The organism is uncultured Parabacteroides sp. (assembly GCF_947855115.1).
Lineage (GTDB): Bacteria > Bacteroidota > Bacteroidia > Bacteroidales > Tannerellaceae > Parabacteroides.
The window spans coordinates 88,868-109,517 of record NZ_CANTZW010000005.1; the positions used below are offsets into that span (position 1 = coordinate 88,868).

General features: G+C 44.5%; 11 protein-coding genes. 4 read left to right on the forward strand and 7 right to left on the reverse strand.

Features of this window, described 5'->3' with window-relative positions:
- Nucleotides 1-482: 482 nt before the first annotated feature.
- From Q0110_RS05535 to Q0110_RS05555, 5 genes are all read right to left on the reverse strand, one after another.
- Nucleotides 483-1,658 carry a 6-bladed beta-propeller gene (locus Q0110_RS05535; RefSeq protein ID WP_297903859.1) on the reverse strand — a complete coding sequence of 392 codons (1,176 nt, stop codon included), beginning with the start codon at nucleotides 1,656-1,658 and terminating at the stop codon, nucleotides 483-485.
- 160 nt (nucleotides 1,659-1,818) lie between these two features.
- Nucleotides 1,819-2,187: a hypothetical protein gene (locus Q0110_RS05540; protein WP_297903862.1), complete on the reverse strand. Its 369-nt coding sequence runs from the start codon at nucleotides 2,185-2,187 to the stop codon at nucleotides 1,819-1,821.
- Between the two features lie 104 nt (nucleotides 2,188-2,291).
- Nucleotides 2,292-3,467 (reverse strand): 6-bladed beta-propeller, encoded by a 1,176-nt coding sequence (locus Q0110_RS05545; RefSeq protein WP_297903865.1) that lies wholly within the window; start codon nucleotides 3,465-3,467, stop codon nucleotides 2,292-2,294.
- 19 nt (nucleotides 3,468-3,486) lie between these two features.
- Nucleotides 3,487-3,678, reverse strand: coding sequence for a DUF3244 domain-containing protein (locus Q0110_RS05550; RefSeq protein WP_297903868.1), 192 nt, complete (start codon nucleotides 3,676-3,678; stop codon nucleotides 3,487-3,489).
- A gap of 163 nt (nucleotides 3,679-3,841) precedes the next feature.
- On the reverse strand, nucleotides 3,842-5,410 hold the full coding sequence (locus tag Q0110_RS05555) for an ATP-binding protein (protein ID WP_297903871.1): 1,569 nt from the start codon (nucleotides 5,408-5,410) through the stop codon (nucleotides 3,842-3,844).
- 353 nt (nucleotides 5,411-5,763) lie between these two features.
- Between Q0110_RS05555 and Q0110_RS05560 the strand changes: the two genes are divergently transcribed.
- Nucleotides 5,764-8,592 (forward strand): TIM-barrel domain-containing protein, encoded by a 2,829-nt coding sequence (locus Q0110_RS05560; RefSeq protein WP_297903874.1) that lies wholly within the window; start codon nucleotides 5,764-5,766, stop codon nucleotides 8,590-8,592.
- Nucleotides 8,593-8,666: 74 nt separating this feature from the next.
- Here Q0110_RS05560 and Q0110_RS05565 read toward each other — a convergent pair whose 3' ends face one another.
- Both Q0110_RS05565 and Q0110_RS05570 read right to left on the reverse strand, forming a co-directional pair.
- Nucleotides 8,667-10,346, reverse strand: coding sequence for a hypothetical protein (locus tag Q0110_RS05565; protein WP_297903876.1), 1,680 nt, complete (start codon nucleotides 10,344-10,346; stop codon nucleotides 8,667-8,669).
- Between the two features lie 89 nt (nucleotides 10,347-10,435).
- Nucleotides 10,436-14,464: a hybrid sensor histidine kinase/response regulator transcription factor gene (locus tag Q0110_RS05570; RefSeq protein WP_297903879.1), complete on the reverse strand. Its 4,029-nt coding sequence runs from the start codon at nucleotides 14,462-14,464 to the stop codon at nucleotides 10,436-10,438.
- 429 nt (nucleotides 14,465-14,893) lie between these two features.
- Here Q0110_RS05570 and Q0110_RS05575 point away from each other — a divergent pair, with 429 nt between their 5' ends.
- From Q0110_RS05575 to Q0110_RS05585, 3 genes are read left to right on the forward strand one after another with little or no spacing between them, the layout of a single operon-like run.
- The gene (locus tag Q0110_RS05575) at nucleotides 14,894-18,016 is read left to right on the forward strand and encodes a TonB-dependent receptor (RefSeq protein WP_297904045.1); all 3,123 of its coding nucleotides are present in this window, start codon (nucleotides 14,894-14,896) and stop codon (nucleotides 18,014-18,016) included.
- Between the two features lie 16 nt (nucleotides 18,017-18,032).
- Nucleotides 18,033-19,757: a RagB/SusD family nutrient uptake outer membrane protein gene (locus Q0110_RS05580; RefSeq protein ID WP_297903882.1), complete on the forward strand. Its 1,725-nt coding sequence runs from the start codon at nucleotides 18,033-18,035 to the stop codon at nucleotides 19,755-19,757.
- 33 nt (nucleotides 19,758-19,790) lie between these two features.
- Nucleotides 19,791-20,642, forward strand: coding sequence for a hypothetical protein (locus Q0110_RS05585; protein ID WP_297903885.1), 852 nt, complete (start codon nucleotides 19,791-19,793; stop codon nucleotides 20,640-20,642).
- Nucleotides 20,643-20,650: the final 8 nt, after the last annotated feature.

Sequence of the window (20,650 nt, forward strand, 5' to 3'; positions counted from 1 at the left end):
GTATACTTTTATTGAGTGATTAGGGCAAAGGTACAATAAGTTTTTTCAAAAACTAAGTGCGATAAAATAAAATTCTTTCATAAAGGCCTCTCTTTATTATAAGAATTTGTAATAGAAGTTGAGTACCATAGTCTGCGGCGAACTCTGTCACTCAATTTTCTGATTGTTATTGCTCACATCCGGCTATCAAAAACAGGATCATGATTGAGGTTGTGATTATTGCTTTCATGTTAGTATATTTTTTAGGTAGCCTTGTAGCAAACATACATATCTTCTTTTATTAAAACAAAATGTTCTGTACGATATATTCGTAAACATGTCGCTAAATATTTGTTTGCGATTATTTCGTAAGAAAGAAAGGATAATATTACACTAAAATCCTTCTTTTGGGAGATAATCAATGGAATCCCGGATATTCGCTATCCTCACGGCATGGAGCAGGCGTTTTTTTGTCCACTACCTCTTCGCTGGCGGCTATATTGTCATTTTTTGCATTTTGCGAGCATAATCACCGGATTGGACTCTTCATCCAATTTGGCCGCTATCTCTTTCAGTTTGTCTTTCAGTTGTCCTTTTCCGTAAGCCTCGACAAGTTCGTGAGCTTGCAAGGGCTGTCCAATTACGAATTCCTGATCTAAAGGTCTCGACGTCATATCCACTTCTCTTTTACTGGTATAATCTCCATTGTATATTTTAGGTATGAATAAAGAATTTTCCAGTCTGTCGTACATCAATCCGGAAGTTGGAAACCCTCTCCCTGTTTCAAAATTAAATTCCGCCTTGAACAGGCTCATGAAATAATAACGGTCGGTAAAAACGGTCGGTATAAGAAATACTTCAGGAGGATCCATGGCGTGTATGGAGGGAGTTCTTACGATAAGGGGGATTGTCGTATTGGCATCCGGCAAATAGTGGTATATGGTATCGGACGATGTCTCCATAAGTACCCAATTGGCATGATCCGGGATTATTTGGTACACGGTGGTTGGTGCCGGAACAGCCCAAGCCTCCCCATCTCTTGCGACCGGGCTTTTAATTTCATCAAAAGGAACTGATATTTTCCGGGTGATGCTTCCATCCTGCTTGGAAAAGATCAAATAATATGGATGTATGGCGTTTGACGGGTTTTCCAGACTATTATCCGGTACATAAGAAATCAAGTTTTCCCGGTCGTAATTATACGTATTTATATGGGAATCCGTATTTGCGGCCTTGAAACTCCTTTTAAAATTTCCGTCCAGATCATATACCGAGATTTTACTTCCGGTGTAGGCTATAACGAATATCTCCTTGTTTGCCTCATCCATAACAACCTCGGTAATACCTACATATTCCTCGCCACCTTGTCCTTGCCTGTTTATCTTCTTCAAGGCTTTGCCTGTTTTTCTGTCGAAAACAAACAAATTCCCATCGTTGGCCCAGTTTGTTATTAATATAACTTCTTCGCCAATGGCCATTACTTTACCTTGGGTAACAAACTCATCATTTGTTTCCAACGGGATGTATTCCACATTCATGAAATCCTGTAATATCAATTCCTTTTCAGGATAATTATTTGTAACATCAACTGTGATGAGTTCATTTGTTGATTGTTTATCTTTTCCACATCCCGCTAACGCAAAGAGAAGGATCGCTGAAATTGTGATTATCCATTTCATTATTTTTACGATTTAAGGTTAAACACTTAGGGTGATACGTTCGCTCAATCATGCCTAATTACAAAAATAGGTTATTTTTTCTCGACATCTCTTCTTTTTGCTCAAAACTTATAACGGTGAATGGAATTCTATCCGTTATTTACATAATTTAGGCAAAGGCTTAGCAATGGATGTTGTTTCCTCTCGCTATCTTGCTATCTTGTGGGTCACTTATCAAAAGGTCGAATAGTTCGTTTATTTCCGGGTCGTTGATTCCCGGATCATCCTTTCCGGACTCCAGATGCCAGCTGACCCATGTTTGTCCTTCCAGTTTATCCAGATTATTCTCTAGCTCATAATGTAATGTGGGAAGGTGAAAAACGACTATAGTCGCTTGTTGGAAATATTTCCTGTCGGTGGTTATCACCCAATCAACGGGTATATCCTCTATTTTCAACTGTAGATCTTCCCCATTTATCGTGTTGAATACGAGCATCACTTTTTTACCAGCCTTTATTTGGCAATCTACGCCTATTACCCAATCAGACACACGTTTTGACTAATTCTATGAAATCCTGGGCATTTTGTTAATGTTCCATTTAAAAGAAGCCAATCTGCAATTTTTGTTAGTTCCATAATAATTACTCTAGGCAGTTACTTTCTTTGTTTATATTTTGCAATCATAAGAACTGGATTGGATTCCTCATCTAAGCTGGCTGCAATCTCTTTTAATTTGCCTTTCAAATTTCCATTTTTATAGGCATCAACTAGATCAGGTGTTTCTAATGTCTTAACAAAGGCTATTTCTTTATTTATAAAGGCTATTCCTCCATAACCTAAACTTACAAATTCTTTATGCACATAATCAGTATTATAAAGAGAGTATTCATAGATAATATTTTCTTTCATATCATACATTAAATCTGTTCTTGGAAGTCCTACCCGACTTGAAAAATCATATACTTTCTTTACTGTCTGCATAAAATAGTAGCGATCAGTAAGAACTGATGGATATAGAAATATCTCGGTTTCCATTGATTGTATGGAAGGAGTTCTTGCTATAAAAGGAACAACTCTTTTATCAGTAAAAACCCGATATATCGTATCTGATGAGTGATCCATTAAAATCCATGAATCATGAAATGGAACAAATTCTTCATTTCGAGGTCTTGCAGATTTAGTCTGTTCCTTATTAATAATTAAACTGGTTTTTTTCTTGTCATATGGAATATGAATTTCTTTGATAAGTCTTCCGTCCTGTTTTGAGATAATATAAAATATATTTTTGATTTCATCGGTAAATAAATTGTCTCCATCATTACAGATCAAATAGTCACTTCCTAAATTGAAAACCCGATCATAGGATGCCCCTTCTATATTTTTAAAACTTCGTTTAAAATTCCCTTGTAGATCATATATATATACTTTTTTAGATCGATTATCAACTACAAATAATTCTTCATGTTCTTCATCTAGGGTAACTCGCAAAAGAAAACTATATTCTTCGGAACCAGCACCTTGCCTATTTATTTTTCTAATACCTTTTCCTTTTCGATCAAAAATGAATATATCACCATCTGAAGATAATTTCAGATTTCTGACAATAATCATATCCTTACTGATATCTTGCATATACCCCATAGTCGTAAACGTACGACTGGTATCTAGCGGGATATAATCTATATCAAATATATCTTGGAGAGCAAATTCTTTTTGAGGGTAATCTTTTGTGACATCTATTGTGAGCAAATCTTTACTTTGTTGCATATTTACACAGCTTCCACTCAAAATAGAAAGGAGGATAGATAATGCTATAATTTTATTTTTCATTACTTTTTATATTTTAGGATTAAAGATTTTCACAATTTATAAAATGTATGCTCAATAGATTTCCGTCGATTGATAATGTTGGAGGAGCAGGAGTGACAGAGCGATAATAATCGTCATGCCATTCGCCTTTGGTCGGTACATTATCTCCATAAACAGACAGTGGCGAAAAGAGACCAAATAGCATCAATAAGGTTAATAATTTTGTTTTCATAATATTTTGTTTTTCTTTTTGTAAAAGAAAAGCTTTATTCTCTGATAACAATGCTTTTCCCGGAGAAGGTATACTTCGATACCATTTGAAGTATATCTTCTCCGGAGATGGGATATATATTTCATCGGCAAGGTAAGCGTATCCGGACGCAAATAGGCCTTTTTCACCTTACCAGCCACTTCTCTATATTACGGGTCTCGGAAGAGAAATTCACGCCGATCTTGAATACCTCCCGATCGTCTCCGGCGAAGGGTAGGGCGTAGCCTTTTTCCTCGATCTGCCGTAGGGCTTCCTCGGCGGTTCCGTTCAGCTTGAACTCCATGATATATACATAGTGATCGGTTTGCAAGATGAGGTCGATACGCCCGTTCGAGGTATGGTACTCCACTTGCGTGTACAGGCCGACCAGCTTGAATACGATGAAAAGGACGTTCTGGTAATGCAGCTCCGTGTCCCGTTCCGGCTTTTGCCCGGCGATCATCTCGTAGGGGGTGTCGGCGAAGAAACTTTGGAGGCGGTGGAAGAAGGCGTCGTAATTGCCATTTCTTACTTCCCGGACGAATTGCCCGATCTCGAAAGGTGTTTTGGATGTACTTACATTCGTATAGAAGGGAAGTAAGTATTTGATAAAACCTTCCTCTACCTCTAGGTTTGGGAAACCTAATTTGTAGATTCCGAACTCGGGCTCATATCCCTTTATCGTAAGGTATCCGCTTTGGTAGATAACAGGTATGGGGTTGCTAGAGGCAGAGTCGATGCTGTTGAGCACATCAGCGTCGGTCTCGGTGTTCGCCATCTCGTATAGGTCATAATGAGTATGCTTGAGCAACTCCACGAGATAGGAGGGAGTCCCGGTCTCGAACCAATAGTCTCCGAATTTCCTTCTGGCGAAGGTATTCAATAGGCTGAAAGGGTTGTACATGCCGATGGAGTCCTCCACGAAATGGTATCCGTCGTACCGCTCTTTTAGTTTCTGGCAGGTTTCCTCATATGTCATTTTTTGCGTGTTGCTCAGTTCCTTCACTTCGTTTTCCAGATAGGCATGTATCTCTTTCTCCGTGATGCCACATATCTCGACGTACCGATTATCCATCGATATGTCCATGAGGTTATTGAGGTCGCTGAACACGCTCACTTTGCCGAACTTGGTCACGCCTGTAAGTAGGGCGAAGCGGATGGCCCTATCCATGGTCTTCAATACGCCGTAGAAGGGTTTGAGCATGTTGCGGAGCCGGTTTTGCATCTCCTCGTCGTGCAAGTTTTGTATCAAGGGCTTGTCGTACTCGTCTATGAGGATCACGGCCCGCTGCCCGGTTTTGCGGTAGGCACGGTCGATGATTCCGGCGAAACGGAGGGGCAGTGTCACTTCCGATGGACGTGTTCCATATTCGTCTTCGTACCGGGACAGGATGTCGTTTAATATCTTATATAAACTATCCGGAGAGTCATATTGGGAGATATTCAGGTCAAAATGGAGGATTGGGTATTCTTTCCAGTCCTTTTCCAGTTTCTCCATCGCCAGTCCTTCGAACAGCTCCTTTTTTCCTTGGAAATAGGCCTCCAGTGTAGACAGCAACAGGCTTTTCCCGAAGCGCCGGGGGCGGCTGAGGAAATAGTAGCTTCCGGTTGTCGCCAATTGATAGACCAAGGCTGTCTTATCGATATAGAGATAGCCGTCCTTGCGAATCTTTTCGAAGTTTTGTATGCCGATGGGATAAATTGTCTGGTTCATATCGTCCTGTGTTTTATGCGATTTATAAACAAAGTTACATAAAAGATGGGAGAGGGACCGTACTTTTTGAAGTAAATTTTCAACAATAACTTTTTGGTATGAAGTTGATTTGTAAATTGCTGATAGTTAGGTGAATGTGTAAGCTTGTCGGAATCCCGTGAAAACACGTACATGTTTTCATGGATTCACGTACGTGTTTTCGGGAATTCATGTACGTGTTTTCCGGAAAGCATTTGGAATAATTATGTAACAAAAGTTTATGGTTATGTTTCAACTTACATAGTTGCGTGATCTTATGAATTTCTTTCATTTATATTTGCTATCCGGAATTCAATATGAAATGTAGAGAGACCATGAAAAAAAATCTGTTAGCTTCGTTGCTTTTCTTGTTTGTTGTCGGTTCATCGGAATGTTTAGGGATTAATTATGTTACGGTGGAAGACGGTATTATTGTGAATGTTCCGGAAGGGAAAATGCGGTTGCGTGTGTATTCAGACCGGATCGTGCGAGTGACGGTATCGCCGGTTGATACCTTTTCTACACGCCCCAGCTTAATCCTTTCGGATAAGGTTGAGCCATCATCTGCGTTCAAGGTGTCTGAGGCGGGTGATACAATAGAGGTTAAGACAAATGAGTTGATCGCTCAAGTATGCCCGGTAAGCGGTTCCGTGAGGTTCCTGGACAAGAACCGGGAACTTGTTTTGTGCGAGCGTTCCCGGAATGGCCGTAAGATGACAGAAGCCGTAGTCGGGGGAGAGAAAACATGGAATGTACGCCAGCAATGGGAATCGCCGCGAGATGAGGTGATACTTGGTTTGGGGCATCATCAAAATGACCGGTTTAATTTAAGGGGGGTAGATATTGACTTATGGCAGGAGAATTGGGAGATTGTCGTTCCTTTTTTTACTTCCAGCAGGGGATATGGTATTCTATGGGATAATTATTCACATTCCCGTTTCGGATTCCCGGTGACACAAGATTTTATCCCTTGTGATAGATTGTATGATAAAGAAGGGGTACAAGGGGCGTTGACCGGTTCTTATTATGACGGTCCCGATTTTGACGCGTTGAAGGTCGTACGCCGCGATTCTGTCGTTAATTTTGATTTCAAGACCTTCGGGCCCCAACAAGATAATTCGTTCACTACAGATCCGGACTGGGTATCCAAGCCTTTATCCCGGGAGATCAATCCGGAAAATTATACGGTTCGCTGGGAAGGAGAGGTGAAAACCTTGCATGCCGGCAAATATACGTTCAATACGTTCACGACGCATAACGTGCGTTTGTGGGTAGACGATACGTTGATAGTGGATGGCTATGGGTCTTCAAACTTATATCTGAAAGGCGACATAGAATTAAAAGCGGACACTCGTTATAAAATCAAGTATGAATGGCAAAGATCGGTCGACGATCCTATCCATGAGAAAGGTAACGGAGCGGTACAGCTACGTTGGTCGCCTCCGGCCCAGGAGCGATATGACGGTATTAACATGTGGTCGGAAGTAGGAGACGGCATCGATTATTATTTTATCTACGGGCCCCATTTAGACAAGGTGATCGATGGCTACCGTACCCTTACGGGGGTAACGCCTTTATTGCCCCAATGGGCGTATGGATATTGGCACTCACATATCAATATACAAAGCCAGAAGGAATACCTGGATTTGATCGGGGAGTTCCGTAGCAGGAAGATCCCTCTGGACGTGTTGGTGCAAGACCTGAATTATTGGGTTCCTTATCCGTGGGGATCTCATAAATTTGACGAGAACCGTTATCCAGATCCTGCGGCTATGATCGAGCAGGCGCACGAGGCCCATATCCGTTATATAATCTCTGTATGGGGCATGTTTCAGAAGGGTAGCGATAACTGGAAAGAGCTTTTGGATAAAGGACTGTTGTTCAGGTATAATAACTGTAGTTTCTGGACGGATAAAGGAACATGGTACTATAACCCGTTTGACCCCAAGGGACGTGAGGTATATTGGAGCCAGATGAATCGGGACTTGTTCCGGAAAGGGGTCGATGGCTGGTGGCTGGATGCGTCTGAGCCGGAGATATCCACGCCTGCCGATCCATTTTTGTATAAGGAGGTGATGAACAATAATCTGGGGACAGGGGCACGTTACTTAAACACCTTCTCCCTGATGCAGACGAAAGGAATCTATGAGGGGCAACGGGAGGCCGCTCCGGACAAACGTGTCGTGATCTTGGCACGTTCCGCTTTTGCCGGGCAGCAGTCGTATGCCACCGTGATGTGGACCGGCGATATAGCGGGAACATGGGACGTATTTCGCAGGCAGATCAAATGCGGGCTGAATTTCGCGATGTCTGGCTTGCCTTATTGGACGACAGATATCGGCGGGTTCTTTATAAACTCCACGGACTGGCCGTTGTTGAACCAAGATCCGGGGTATCGGGAGCTATATACCCGTTGGTTCCAATGGGGTACTTTTTGTCCGGTCATGCGGACACATGGTTGTGGGCCTCGTCGTGAAATGTGGATTATGGGAGATGAGTCTTATCGGATACAGAAGCGTTATGATGAATTGCGGTATACCTTGAGCCCGTATATTTATTCTTTGGCGGGAAAGGTGACTCTGGACAATTACACCCTTATGCGTCCGTTGTTGATGGATTTTCGGGGAGATCGAAGGGTACATGAGATCTATGATCAATACATGTTTGGCCCGGCGTTGATGGTATGCCCCGTATTGGAGGCGGGCATCACGTCTCGCGAGGTATATCTTCCGGCCGGAAACGATTGGTACGATTATTGGACGAACGAGCGTTTTGTAGGCGGGCAGTCAATCAACCGCGACACGCCGATAGATAATATCCCTGTCTTGGTGAGATCCGGTTCTATTATACCTTCCGGGGAGGTGATGCAATATACGGGTGAGAAAAAGCCGGAGCATTTATTGATCACTGTCTATGTTGGCGCTGACGGGGATTTTACGCTTTACGAGGATGAGGGAGACAATTACAACTACGAGTCCGGTGCTTTCTCGCTGATCCCGATCAACTGGGACCAGGCCTCGCGGACGTTGACTATAGCGAGCCGTAAAGGGGAGTTTCCGGGAATGTTGAAGCAACGGCGGTTTACGATTCGGTTCGTCGACGGTGAAAAGCTCTCGTCTCATGAGGTCGAGTATACCGGCGATACGATCCGGATACGGCAATAAGAGAAAAGACAAGGGGGATGTCGAAACCAATAAAACCGAGTTTTGACATCCCCCCTTTCTATCTTATTACCGGATTATTGCCAGCGGAAACTTTTTTCCTCTCCCCTTAAAAGCCATCGGCTGGGAGTCTGGTTTTGCATCCAATCCAATGGTTCCCCGACAGGTAGAGGCGTTGACGCGATATCGAAGCAATGCCTGATCCATTCTTTCTGTTCCTTGCCTACAGCCTCGGGCTGAGCGGAAATAAACAGGGGAGTTCCGCTTTCTGCCAATAATTGCATCCATTGCTTATTCAAGTTCCAGTCGATTTGAGTGGTAAGCCCTACGCAATCACCGTCCGACGCGTAGAAGCAATTATGTTGAGTTCCCCGGAAGGCTACCGTATTAACACCCATCTTCAATGTACGTTCCCATTCGTGTCCGCTGGTATCATCTCCGGTACGTTGTAGCTCAAACAGGCCGGCGGCTAAGTGAGATACCGTATTACAGCCTATTAGGTATATATCGCCGGCAGATTCCCGGATTGTCTGGTATAAAGACAAAATGACCTCAGCGTTCGTTTGTTTTGAGTCATAGAAGCGCCAGCCGTCTTCTGTGATCGATCTTTTTTGTACCATCTCGAATCCCCAGCGGCCCAAGATATCGACCGTAGAGAAATCATGCTTGACCATCTCGTACCCCCACTCGTTATATTGCTTGAAGCATTTCTCGATATAGGCGAGATTCTCGGGAATGGTTGGGTCTAATAACGGACGTCCCATGGAATCGCTTCGCCGGATGGATGGCAATAAGCGGTTGGGTGGGGTATCATGGCTGGCGCATAGCGGTCGCATCCACAAGCCCGGTCGCATCCCTTTCTCCCGGATTGTCTCCGCGAGCGCTCCCATGTCTTTGAAATTGGGGTTAGGGGTATAAAAATTATCGCTCCAACATCCCGCGTGAGTGTCTCCGGGCGCGCATACGGCCCAGCCGGCGTCTATTAGGCAGAACGGACGATTGTCTGTGTTTCTCGCGAGATCAATCATCAAATCTACGGTCTGTAGAATGAGTTTGTCGGAATTGTTCCCGTAGGCGAAATACCAATCATTGATACCGTAGATAGGGGACTTGGGCAATCGGGGCGTGTCGCACATTGTCTTGCAGAAACGACGGATGAAGGCAAAAGGCCGTTCTCCTTCCTCGCCCTTTAAAGAGACGATAGTGGCTAATCGCAAGGTGCGTGCCCCTAGCCGGACCCCGCAGCCTCCGGAACGGGTATCCATGGCCAATGTTAAGCCATCCTTTGACGCTTGCCAGTGGCAGAAAGCGGAAGGGGCTGTCTTCACTCCGAATCCGTGGCAAACCGAGCCGTCGTATTCTACCATGTACCAAGGCAGGATACGTTGGCTGTCTACTGTTTTCCATTGTAAGTCTCCATATCCTCTCTCCCAGTGATCTCCGATGATCCGGGTCGATAATTGGCGCGGGATATGCCAATTTATGATTACGGAGCGGATCGCCTCTTCCGATGACGCTAGCGTTACGGCTAGCCCGTCGTGTACTTGTTGGCATTTTACGTGGATATTTCCTGAAGAGTAGGTTCCTTCCGAGCCGTTAAGAACTATAGACTGCCGGTCTGTCACTACTTGTACTTGGTCCGGGTAGCGCATGATCGGCTGGGCGGTCGCGAAGAGCCCCGATCCGCATATCCGGTTCGCGGTTAACAGGCTTCCTAATGTGATTCCGGAGGCCTTGATAAAATTTCTTCTGTTCATATTCTTAATAGTTATAGGAACAAAAGTAGCAATGGCATATTCATTGCGTTATTTTGACGTAACAGGAAACCATCCTATATGTAACATGCCTATTTTTCAGTACTTATTGGGGGAGGAACCGTATCCTTATGCTTATCGGCGTAGGCGATTGGAGACATCCCGAAAAAGTCTTTGAAGCAATTCGTGAAATACTGGTGCGAATTGAATCCTACCGCATAAGCCACTTCCGCTATTGTTATCCGTTTTGTTCTCAATAAATACGCGGCATGTTCCAACCGCATATTCCGTAGATAAATACTAGGGGTAAGCTGGCAAAGTTCCTTGAGTTTACGATGTAGGTGTACGCGGCTGATGCCAAGCTCGGAGCTTAACGACTCGATGCTTAGCGAGGGATCGTCTAGGTGTTTCTTTATGATAGTATTGAGCCTCTCGATCAGCTTATCGTCCGCGCTTTGTACCTCGAACCCGCTTTGTACGACCTCTTCGCCCGTATCATATTTCACCTTGGAGAGAGCTTGTTTATGAAGAAGGTTGATGATGTTCACCATCAAGAAACGCAGGTCAAACGGTTTGGTGATATAGACATCCGCTCCGGCCTGTACGCCCTCGATACTGTCTGCGGAAGTTGTTTTAGCGGTTAGCATGATGATCGGGATTTGACGGGTATTTTTATTGTTCCTCAACCGGCGTGTCATATCTAGTCCGCTCATTACAGGCATCATGATATCAGTGATGATCAGGTCTGGCTGGTGGGCTACCGCTAGCTCATACCCCTCTTTGCCGTTCTCGGATTCCATGATCTTGAAATGTTGTTGCAACTCTTGCTTGAGCATGTCGCGGATATCGGCGTTGTCTTCTACTATCAATATCGAGGATTTATGGGATTTGGTGTTGTTGCGGTCTGTATTCCCTTCTTTATTTTTCTCCAGGTCATCAAGTAATATGTTGATCGATTCCATGGAATAGGAACTGGTATATTCGGTAGGGATATGGCTTTGCTCGTTTTCCGGATAGCTTTGCCGCAGATAAGGTATCTCTATGGCGAATAAGCTTCCCTCGCCTTCCTTGCTTTTTACCCAGATATTGCCATGGTGTAGCTCTACTAGCATTTTCGTCAGGTTCAACCCGATACCGGAGCCAAGAGTTTCTCTTAATTTTTTATCTTTCGTGTCCGAGACTTGGTAAAAACGGTCGAAGATATTGCCTATCAATGATTGGGGGATGCCACAGCCGGTATCCTCTACGCTCAGTCTCAACCGGTCGTTTTCTGAAAGCTGGAGATTTACTTTTATTTTTCCTCCTCTGGGCGTGAATTTAAAAGCGTTGGATAATAAGTTGTAAATGATTTTGTCCATAAAATCTACGTCCAGCCAGACCATGTCGGGGATTCGCCCAGACGATATGAACTCTATGGATATCCCCTTGCTTTCGGAAAGGGGAAGGAACGATTCGATAATGTCGGATACAAAAGAGATGACATCGGTTTCTTGTACCCGAAGTTTCATTTGTTTCCGGTCGATCTTCCGGATATCTAGCAACTGGTTGATCAGCCGGAGTATACGGTTGGCGTTTTTGTACATGAGCTGATAGATATAAGATCGGGAAGTATCGTTATCTTCTTGGATCAGCTTGAGTAACGGGGAGATAACAAGGGTCAGCGGAGTCCGTATCTCGTGAGATATATCCGTGAAGAAACGTAGTTTCGCTTGGGCGAGTTCCTCGTCGTGTATCCGTTTCAGCATTTCTTGTTTCTCGCGTATCCTTGCCTGTATGATCCTGTATAAGCTGTATAGCAGAATAACTGCCAATAATGTGTAAGCGCTTTTGGCCCATAGGGTCAGCCACCACGGAGGGGTTATTTTTACGATGATTTCCGCTTGTCGCGTATTATCGGGAGACGTGAACGCTTTTACTTGGAATAGGTAATCGCCGGGAGGTACATTGGTATAGGTGGCCATACGGTTGGTTGTCCTTAAATGTTGCCACTCCTTGTCGAGCCCTTGTAAGCGGTAGGCGTATTTTATCATGTTGGGACTGATGTAATCGAATGCGTCGAAACTGAACGAGAAGTTATTTTGGTCGTAATTTAAGACGATCTTGTCCATCTTAGGTAGAGCTTTATCCAGGATAATCCGGTCGTGGTATTTTTTCCCGACCTCCAATGGCTCGTTGAAGAGATAGAAATTGGATAATGTGAGCCCTAAGAAAGAATTGTCAGTCCCGAGATGATTCGGGTTAAACCAGATAATGCCGTTGGTACCTCCCCAATACAGTTCTCCGTGCGTGTTGGCGGTTACGGCTCTCAGCTTGAACTCCTGGTTGATGGTTCCTTCCCGGAAGTCATAACTCTCGAAGGTGTCTTTCTCGGGCAGGTAACAAGCCAGGCCGCTGTTCGTGCTTATCCAGAGCCTGCCGGATAGATCTTTCTGGAGGCCCGTGATTACATTGTCGGGCAATCCCTCTGCCTGTTCATATATCCGTATGCGCCCGGAGCTCCGGTCTATCTTGTTCAGTCCCCAGTTCGTGGCGACCCAGATATTCCCATCTTTGTCTTCCGTTATGTCAACCACGGCGTTGTTGCTTATGCCGCTATTCGCGACTGTGTAATCGGATGTCTTTTGGGTGGTTAGGTTTATGGAGCTTAAACCGGCATAGGTTCCTGTCCATAATGTGTTTTGGCTGTCGATAAACAAGCAATTACACCAGTCGCTGAGTAAGAAACTTGTCGCGGTGGAATCAGCTTGTCGGAGATAGGTAAATTCTCCGGTCGTGGCATCCATTAGGTTGATGCCGCCCCCATTGGTGGATATATAGATGTTCCCGGCTTTATCTTCCGAGAATCCGGTGACGTGGTTACAGTTGATAGAGTTGGTGTTATAGGGGGAATATTCAAAGTTCTCCATGATTCCCTTTTTCCTGTCGTACCGGTAAAAGCCATGCAAATAGGTACCTATGTATACATGTCCCCGCGAGTCTTGGAATAAGCTCGTGATAACGTTTTCCTTTATATTGACTTTGCTTTCTAGCTGGAATGAGTTGTCTACGCTTCTTAACCGGAATAATCCGCCTCCGTTTGTTCCCAGCCATAAGATTTGTTCCTGGTCGATTAATAAGGCGGTTACGCTTTGGTCGGAGAAATCCAATCCATTGAATGGGTTAGACTGGATGACCTGGAACGCATTGTTGGTATCGGGTATCACCATCGCCCCCTTTTCTACGTAGGCCACCCAAATGTTTCCGTGTTTATCCTCGTATAAAGCTTGTACCTTCCCTTTCATGGGATCGAAACCGAAGTTGGGGGAATCGTAGGGTAATAATTTGTTGTTGTTTTCATCCAATAGCCAGAGACCGTTGCCATCGGTCCCTACCCAAATCCGGTTTTTATGGTCTTTGATCATACAAATGGCCATTTGGGTGGCAAGGGTATTCACCGACGCGTTTAATTCATGAGTGTCGAATGTTTGGCTGTCAATAGAGTACAGGCCCTTACCTAAGACGGTGGCGAGTATGTTTCCCCGGTTATCTTCGCACAGGGAAAAAACGGGGTTACTGGCCAGTTTCCGGCATGAGCTATTCAATGTGGCCAGGTTTTCCAGTATTCTTGTGTCCGGGTGGAATATCGCTATGCCATTGTGTTTTCCTGCCAGCCATATATCTCCGTTCTTGTCTGGCATGATTGTGGTTACGTCCATCTCGTTGATGGCTGGGATGTCGAAGGAGGTTAGATGCCCGCTTCCTAAGTGGATGCGTAATAGCCCCCTGCCGGACAAGACGATCCATACATTCTCCTGATGGTCTTCTACGATACGGGAGATTTTGGTATTGGCGATAAATGGATATTTATCCGTGAAGCAGGATGAGAATGTCTCGGTTACCGGATCGTACTTGAACAAGCCGTTTAACGTACCTACCCAATAATTGCCCTGTGAGTCTTCATAGAAATCGATCAGGTAATTGTTGGGTAAGGCGTTTGATTGATCGAATATCTTGATATCTTTCCCAGACAGGCGGTTCAGCCCATAGTCTGTTAATATCCATACGTAGTTCTGGGAGTCTTGAAAGAATCCGTGGATACTTGTATTGGACAGTCCGTTTCCCAGCGATATAAATCGCGGCATGGCGGTCAGGTTTCCCGATAAGAATAAAACCCCCAGTAAAATGTACGCTAACTTTCGGAGGTTAAGAGAGAAAATATATTTTCGTGGGCTCATAATCCGTATTCCTATTTTACTATCTCCTTTTTAAAGTAACGTCAAATATAAAAAATAATGATTAGGCAAACCATTTTGTATGGTAAAAAAAGAAATTTTAATGCCGTATAAGGCCGATGATACATATTTGCAAATATCGGTAACATAATCTTTAATATGTAACATCTTTTTATAGCCTGTATTACATGTAAATACCTCTCTCGTGATAAGATGTAGTATGTTTGCGATACATTTTAATAACTTTAAAAATAATCTTTTATGAAAAGGAAACGTAAAACATTTTTACTGAAAAACCTTGCGAAAGAAAGCGTGCGAGGGTGTTTTCTCTTAGCTTTTATGTTCTTGTCCGTTTCTTCTTTGTTCGCGCAAGGTTTACCTATTAAGGGTACTGTGATATCCGCTACGGATAACCAGCCTTTGATCGGGGTAAATATCGTGGAGAAAGGTACGGCGAATGGTTCCGTGACAGACCTGGATGGAAATTTCCAGTTGTCTGTTTCGGAAAATGCTGTTTTAATCGTATCTTATATTGGTTACTTGGAGCAGGAGGTCAAGGTCAGCGCAGGGAAATCGGTTTATAACATAACGCTTAAAGAGGATTCCCAAGCCTTGGACGAAGTCGTGGTCGTAGGTTATGGCGTACAGAAAAAGAAATTGGTGACGGGCGCTACCGTACAGGTCAAAGGAGACGATATCCAGAAATTGAATACCGTTTCCCCCTTGTCTGCTTTGCAAAGCCAGACCCCGGGTGTGAATATCATGAAGAAATCCGGACAACCGGGTGAGGGATTCAAGGTAAATATCCGCGGTATCGGAACGATCGGTAATTCGCAGCCTTTATACATCGTAGATGGCGTGGCTCGCGACAATATTGATTATTTGAACCCGTCTGACATCGAGTCTTTAGACGTGTTGAAAGATGCGGCGTCTGCCGCTATTTATGGTGCCCGTGCCGCGAATGGCGTTATTTTGGTAACGACCAAGCAGGGTAAGGTGGGCAAGGCCCAAATATCTTATGACGGTTACTATGGCGTACAGAACGTATATAAACGAGCTCCATTGCTGAATGCGCAGGAGTATGCGATGATCATGAATGAGGCACAGGTGAATTCCGGCTTGCAACCGTATGATTTCGCCTCTTTCCTCGGCCAGTCGGAATGGGATAAGATCGCGAACGGCTCTTGGCAGGGTACGAATTGGCTGAAGGAGATGGAAAATGAGAACGCTCCTATCCAAAGCCATTCGCTGAATGTGACCGGAGGTACGGAGCAGTCTGTTTACTCGCTTGGTTTGTCTTACACTTCGCAAGAGGGTATTTACGGAAAGCCGGTTGAGCCTGTTTATAATCGTTATACGGTTCGTGTAAATACGGACAATACGATCTATAAAGTGAACGATTTGGATATCATCAAGGTCGGTGAGAATCTATCGTACTCTTATGCCGAGAAGAGTGGTATCGCTATCGGCAATAGTTATTGGAATGATATCAACGCGGCGTTGCGGGCTAATCCATTTCTGCCTTTGTGGGCGAAAGACACGGAAGGCAACGATATCGTAGGCCAGTATCATTATGCGTCTCCGTGGTATTCCTTGCAGCCGAACCCGATCGCTATCATGGTGAACGAGAGAGGGCAGAACTTATCCAAGAACCATAATTTAAACGGAAATATCTACGCGATCATCCAGCCGATCAAGAATTTGAAATTCCGTACGAGTTTCGGATTGAATATGAGCGGGTCTAACTATCGGGGCTATAAACCCGTATACGATTTCGGACCGAATCATTTCAATACGCAAGATGAGGTGACCCAGAATGGTAGCTTGGGCTTTAGCTGGACTTTCGAGAATACGTTGTCTTACTCATGGAAGATAAAGGAGGATCATCATTTTGATGCCATGTTGGGTATGTCTGCTGAGCGCTGGGGACTGGGAGACTCATGGGGTGCCGTGGGTACGAACTCTATTTTTGATGATTTTGACCATGCTTATATCGATAACGCGAATGTGATCGATGTAAACAAGACGAAAGTTAGCGGTTCTCCTTGGGGAAAAGGTGGAATATTGTCTTATTTCGGTAGGATCAATTATAATTATAAAGAAAAATATATGGCCACGGTTGTGTTACGTGCGGACGGTTCCTCTAATTTCGCTAAAGGGCATCGGTATGGCTATTTCCCGTCTGTATCTGCCGGTTGGGTAATCTCGAACGAGGATTTTATGGAGTCTACTAAGAACTGGATGGATTTCTTGAAAATCCGTGCGAGCTGGGGGCAGAATGGAAACCAGTCTATTTCCGCTTTCCAGTATTTGGCGACAATCTCTTTCTCTGATGCCTATTATTTCTTGGGAACTGATAAAAGTCAGATATTTCAAGGAGCCTATCCGGACATACTTCCGAATGAGGATGTAACATGGGAGACATCGGAGCAGTTCGACGTAGGTTTGGATGCCCGTTTCTTGAACAGCCGTTTGAGCTTGGTTTTTGATTGGTACAACAAGCATACGAAGGATTGGTTGGTTCAAGCGCCTATTTTGGCATCTTATGGTACGGGAGCTCCTTATATCAATGGAGGCGATATCTCGAATAAGGGCGTGGAACTGGCGTTGAGCTGGAATGATCAGGTCAGTGATTTTTCTTACGGTATAACCGCTAATGTCTCTTATAATAAGAATGAGGTCACGAGGATCGCGAACGGTAGTGGCGTGATTCGCTCTAGCGCGAGTCTGGCATCCGGAAAACCGAGTTTCGCGGTGGCTGAGGTTGGGTATCCTGTCGGTTATTTCTGGGGATACAAGACGGATGGGTTGTTCCAAAACGAGCAGGAAGTCCTGGATTATAAGGATGCGGAAGGCAACTTGATCATGCCGACAGCTCAGCCCGGAGATGTTCGTTTCTGCGACTTGAATGGTGATGGCGTGATCGATGATAATGATAAGACGATGATCGGCGACCCGAACCCGGACGTGATTTTAGGCTTGAACCTGAATTTTGCTTACAAAGGCTTTGATTTGTCTATATCTACGAACGGTACCTTTGGCAACCAGATATTTAAGACCTATAGGGAGCTAGGGGATAATGGACAAGAGAACTATACGACCGAGATCTTAAATAGATGGCACGGAGAGGGTACATCCAATAAAATCCCCCGTGTGACGAGCGGTTCGCATATTAATAGGCAATATATCTCCGATTTATATATAGAGAACGGAGATTATTGGCGCATAAATAACGTGACTTTCGGATATGATTTTAAGAAGTTGTTCCCTAAAGTTCCATTCGAGCAATTAAGATTGTATGTGACGGCCCAGAATTTGTTCACGATTACTGGTTATTCCGGAATGGACCCGGAGATCGGTACAAGCTCGGATGATACGAACGCCGGATGGGTGAGTGGCGTTGATGTCGGTTTTTACCCATTACCTAGGACTTATATGTTTGGAGCGAATATTAAATTTTAATTAAAGCAGATTGGTTATGAAACGAATATTTATATATCTATCAATCTCTGCCGCTATGTTATGTACTAGTTGCAGTGACTTTCTGGACTCAGAGAATTTAGTGAAGAAAGATAATACTAATTTCCCTACGTCTCCTAGCGATGCGTTGCAATCCTTGTATGGGGCGTACTCGAAACTGATCACTTTTGACGCGAATAACCATCCTTTCTTGGTAGGCGAGATGATGTCGGATGATCGTTTGGGCGGTGGCGGACAGAATGACCGGAAGCCTCAAGCCTTGAACGTGTTTAGGGCAACGACACAGGATGAGCTGACCGACTCGTGGTCTAATTATTACAGGGGCATATTCCGTTGTAATATGTTGTTGTCTACTTTAGACCAAGTTACGGATTGGGAGAGTGATGAGCAGAAAAATCGAATCAAGGGTGAGGCTCATTTCTTGCGGGGGTATTTCTATTTTAATATGGCTCGCACGTGGGGGACGGTTCCGCTGGTGATCACGACCGACCCCCAGAATAATCCGAAGGCGACCCCGGAAGAGTTGTATGGGCAGATTTTCTTCGATTTTAAATCCGCGATAGATTATTTGCCTTCCTCTGCCTTGGCCGTGTCGGAATTAGGTAGGGCCACTAAATGGGCGGCAGAGAGCATGATAGCACGCGCGTATTTGTTTTATGACGGGTATTATAACGAGAATACCCGCCAAGCCGTGACTTTGGCTGATGGAAGTAGCTTGACGGAGGCAGATATCATCGGTTATTTAGAGGATTGTATCCATAATAGCGGGCATAAGCTAGCAGATGATTTCAGGAATTTGTGGCCTTATTCGATCGATATACCGGAGGCTGATTATGAGTACGCAAAGAAGAACAACCTGAGCTGGCTGGGGGAAGAAGGTGATAATAAAGAGACAATCTTCGCGCTGAAACATTCGACGCTGGGGGGATGGTCTACTTCCAACTCGGATAAATATAGCAACCAGGTCGATATTTATATGGGGATTAGAAATCAATCGTTGGTTCCATTCGGTAAAGGCTGGGGATTCGGACCTGTGTCGCCTAAGTTATGGAATGAGTGGCCAGACAATGACTTACGGAAGAAGGGCTCTATCTGTAATGTGAATGACCCGGAGGAAGGTTTAGACGACTATCAATGGGGAGGTGATATGCAATGGCAAGAAACGGGTTTCTGGAACAAGAAATATATTCCTATTAATGTTGTCCGTACGAAGGATGATGGTTCGACCGAGATTTGTAATTATAGCTGCGTCTTGTACGGACGGACTCCGGATTTCTCTCAAGATAACACACAAGATATCGTGATTATGCGTTTCGCGGATGTCTTGTTGATGCACTCGGAGCTGACGAAGACGGTGGATGGGATTAACCAAGTTCGCGCTCGTGTTAATTTAGAGCCGATTTCGGCTTATAGTGATGAGGCCTTGCGCCAAGAACGGCGTTACGAGCTGGCGTTCGAGTCTTGCCGTTATTATGATTTGTTACGTTGGTACGGGAAAGAAGCCGGTGTTATTATCAAGAAGAACCTGGATGGGGTTAAGATCTATAATATGGGGCAACCTACGACGATTAACGAGGACCGTGGAAATGGATATTTTGATAAAATAGACCAACGGGTGAGAGATACGGGAGGATTCTTGCAGATCCCTAATGAGGAAATTAAAAAATCGGAAGGTGTCTTGACTCAAAATCCGGGATGGGAAGGCTCGGATGCGATATTCTAGTATTTTAGTCGGTTCATTTAAAATTGATATATCATGAAAAAAGGATTTATATATTTCTTCGCTATATTTTGGACGTTGCTCGTCTCTTGTGATCCTATAGAAAACCGGGATCAGCTAGGTCCGGTCTTGGACGAGAGTGAGCTGGCTTTTGATATTGTTCAAGAGCCGGCTGGTTCCAATACCGTAAAGTTTGTAAGTAAGACGTCAGGTATTATTCCTTATTTTGATTGGGGTTCCGGTTTTTCTAATGAGGAGACGGCCGAGGCTTATCTGCCTTTTGCCGGGACTTATACGGTAACTTATACGGCGTATTGCGCGGGAGGTTCGGTGAGTATTTCCAAGGAATTTACGGTTAGCGATAATGACGAGGAATATTTCAAGGACCCCGAGTGGAACTTGCTGACCAATGGTACGGAAGGGAAAACATGGGTATTCGCTACGGATGTACCCACTTACGATGGCAAGATCTGGGGGAATGGAGGATATCTGAATTCCCCGGCAGGTCCCGGCTGGTGGGGACGTACGGCCGCGGATGCTAAAGATGATAATATAGACGTGAATTCTGAGCTGTATTTTGATTTGAATGGAGGCGCTAACGTGAAGATGTCGGAAAATGGTAAAAACTCGGAAGGTACGTTCGACCTGACGCTGGAAGATATCATGGATGGGGATGGAAATGTATGGGCGATCGGTAATATAGAACTGGCCGGTACGACGATTCCGCATGGTATCAGCCAAAATGAGGATAAGAAAACGGTCTATAAATTTAATATTTGTACGTTGAACGAGAATGAGTTGGTGCTGAGTTATAACACCGGTAACCTGACAAGCTCCGGAACGGAAGCATGGTTTTGGATGTTCAAGCGGAAAGGTTATAATTATTAATCGACAGT

Coding starts and splice junctions, on each gene's coding strand:
- Q0110_RS05535 (WP_297903859.1), bottom strand. CDS start 1,658: ATGAAATGGATAATCACAATTTCAGCGATCCTTCTCTTTGCGTTAGCG.
- Q0110_RS05545 (WP_297903865.1), bottom strand. CDS start 3,467: ATGAAAAATAAAATTATAGCATTATCTATCCTCCTTTCTATTTTGAGT.
- Q0110_RS05550 (WP_297903868.1), bottom strand. CDS start 3,678: ATGAAAACAAAATTATTAACCTTATTGATGCTATTTGGTCTCTTTTCG.
- Q0110_RS05555 (WP_297903871.1), bottom strand. CDS start 5,410: ATGAACCAGACAATTTATCCCATCGGCATACAAAACTTCGAAAAGATT.
- Q0110_RS05560 (WP_297903874.1), top strand. CDS start 5,764: ATGAAAAAAAATCTGTTAGCTTCGTTGCTTTTCTTGTTTGTTGTCGGT.
- Q0110_RS05565 (WP_297903876.1), bottom strand. CDS start 10,346: ATGAACAGAAGAAATTTTATCAAGGCCTCCGGAATCACATTAGGAAGC.
- Q0110_RS05570 (WP_297903879.1), bottom strand. CDS start 14,464: ATGCCGCGATTTATATCGCTGGGAAACGGACTGTCCAATACAAGTATC.
- Q0110_RS05575 (WP_297904045.1), top strand. CDS start 14,894: ATGTTCTTGTCCGTTTCTTCTTTGTTCGCGCAAGGTTTACCTATTAAG.
- Q0110_RS05580 (WP_297903882.1), top strand. CDS start 18,033: ATGAAACGAATATTTATATATCTATCAATCTCTGCCGCTATGTTATGT.
- Q0110_RS05585 (WP_297903885.1), top strand. CDS start 19,791: ATGAAAAAAGGATTTATATATTTCTTCGCTATATTTTGGACGTTGCTC.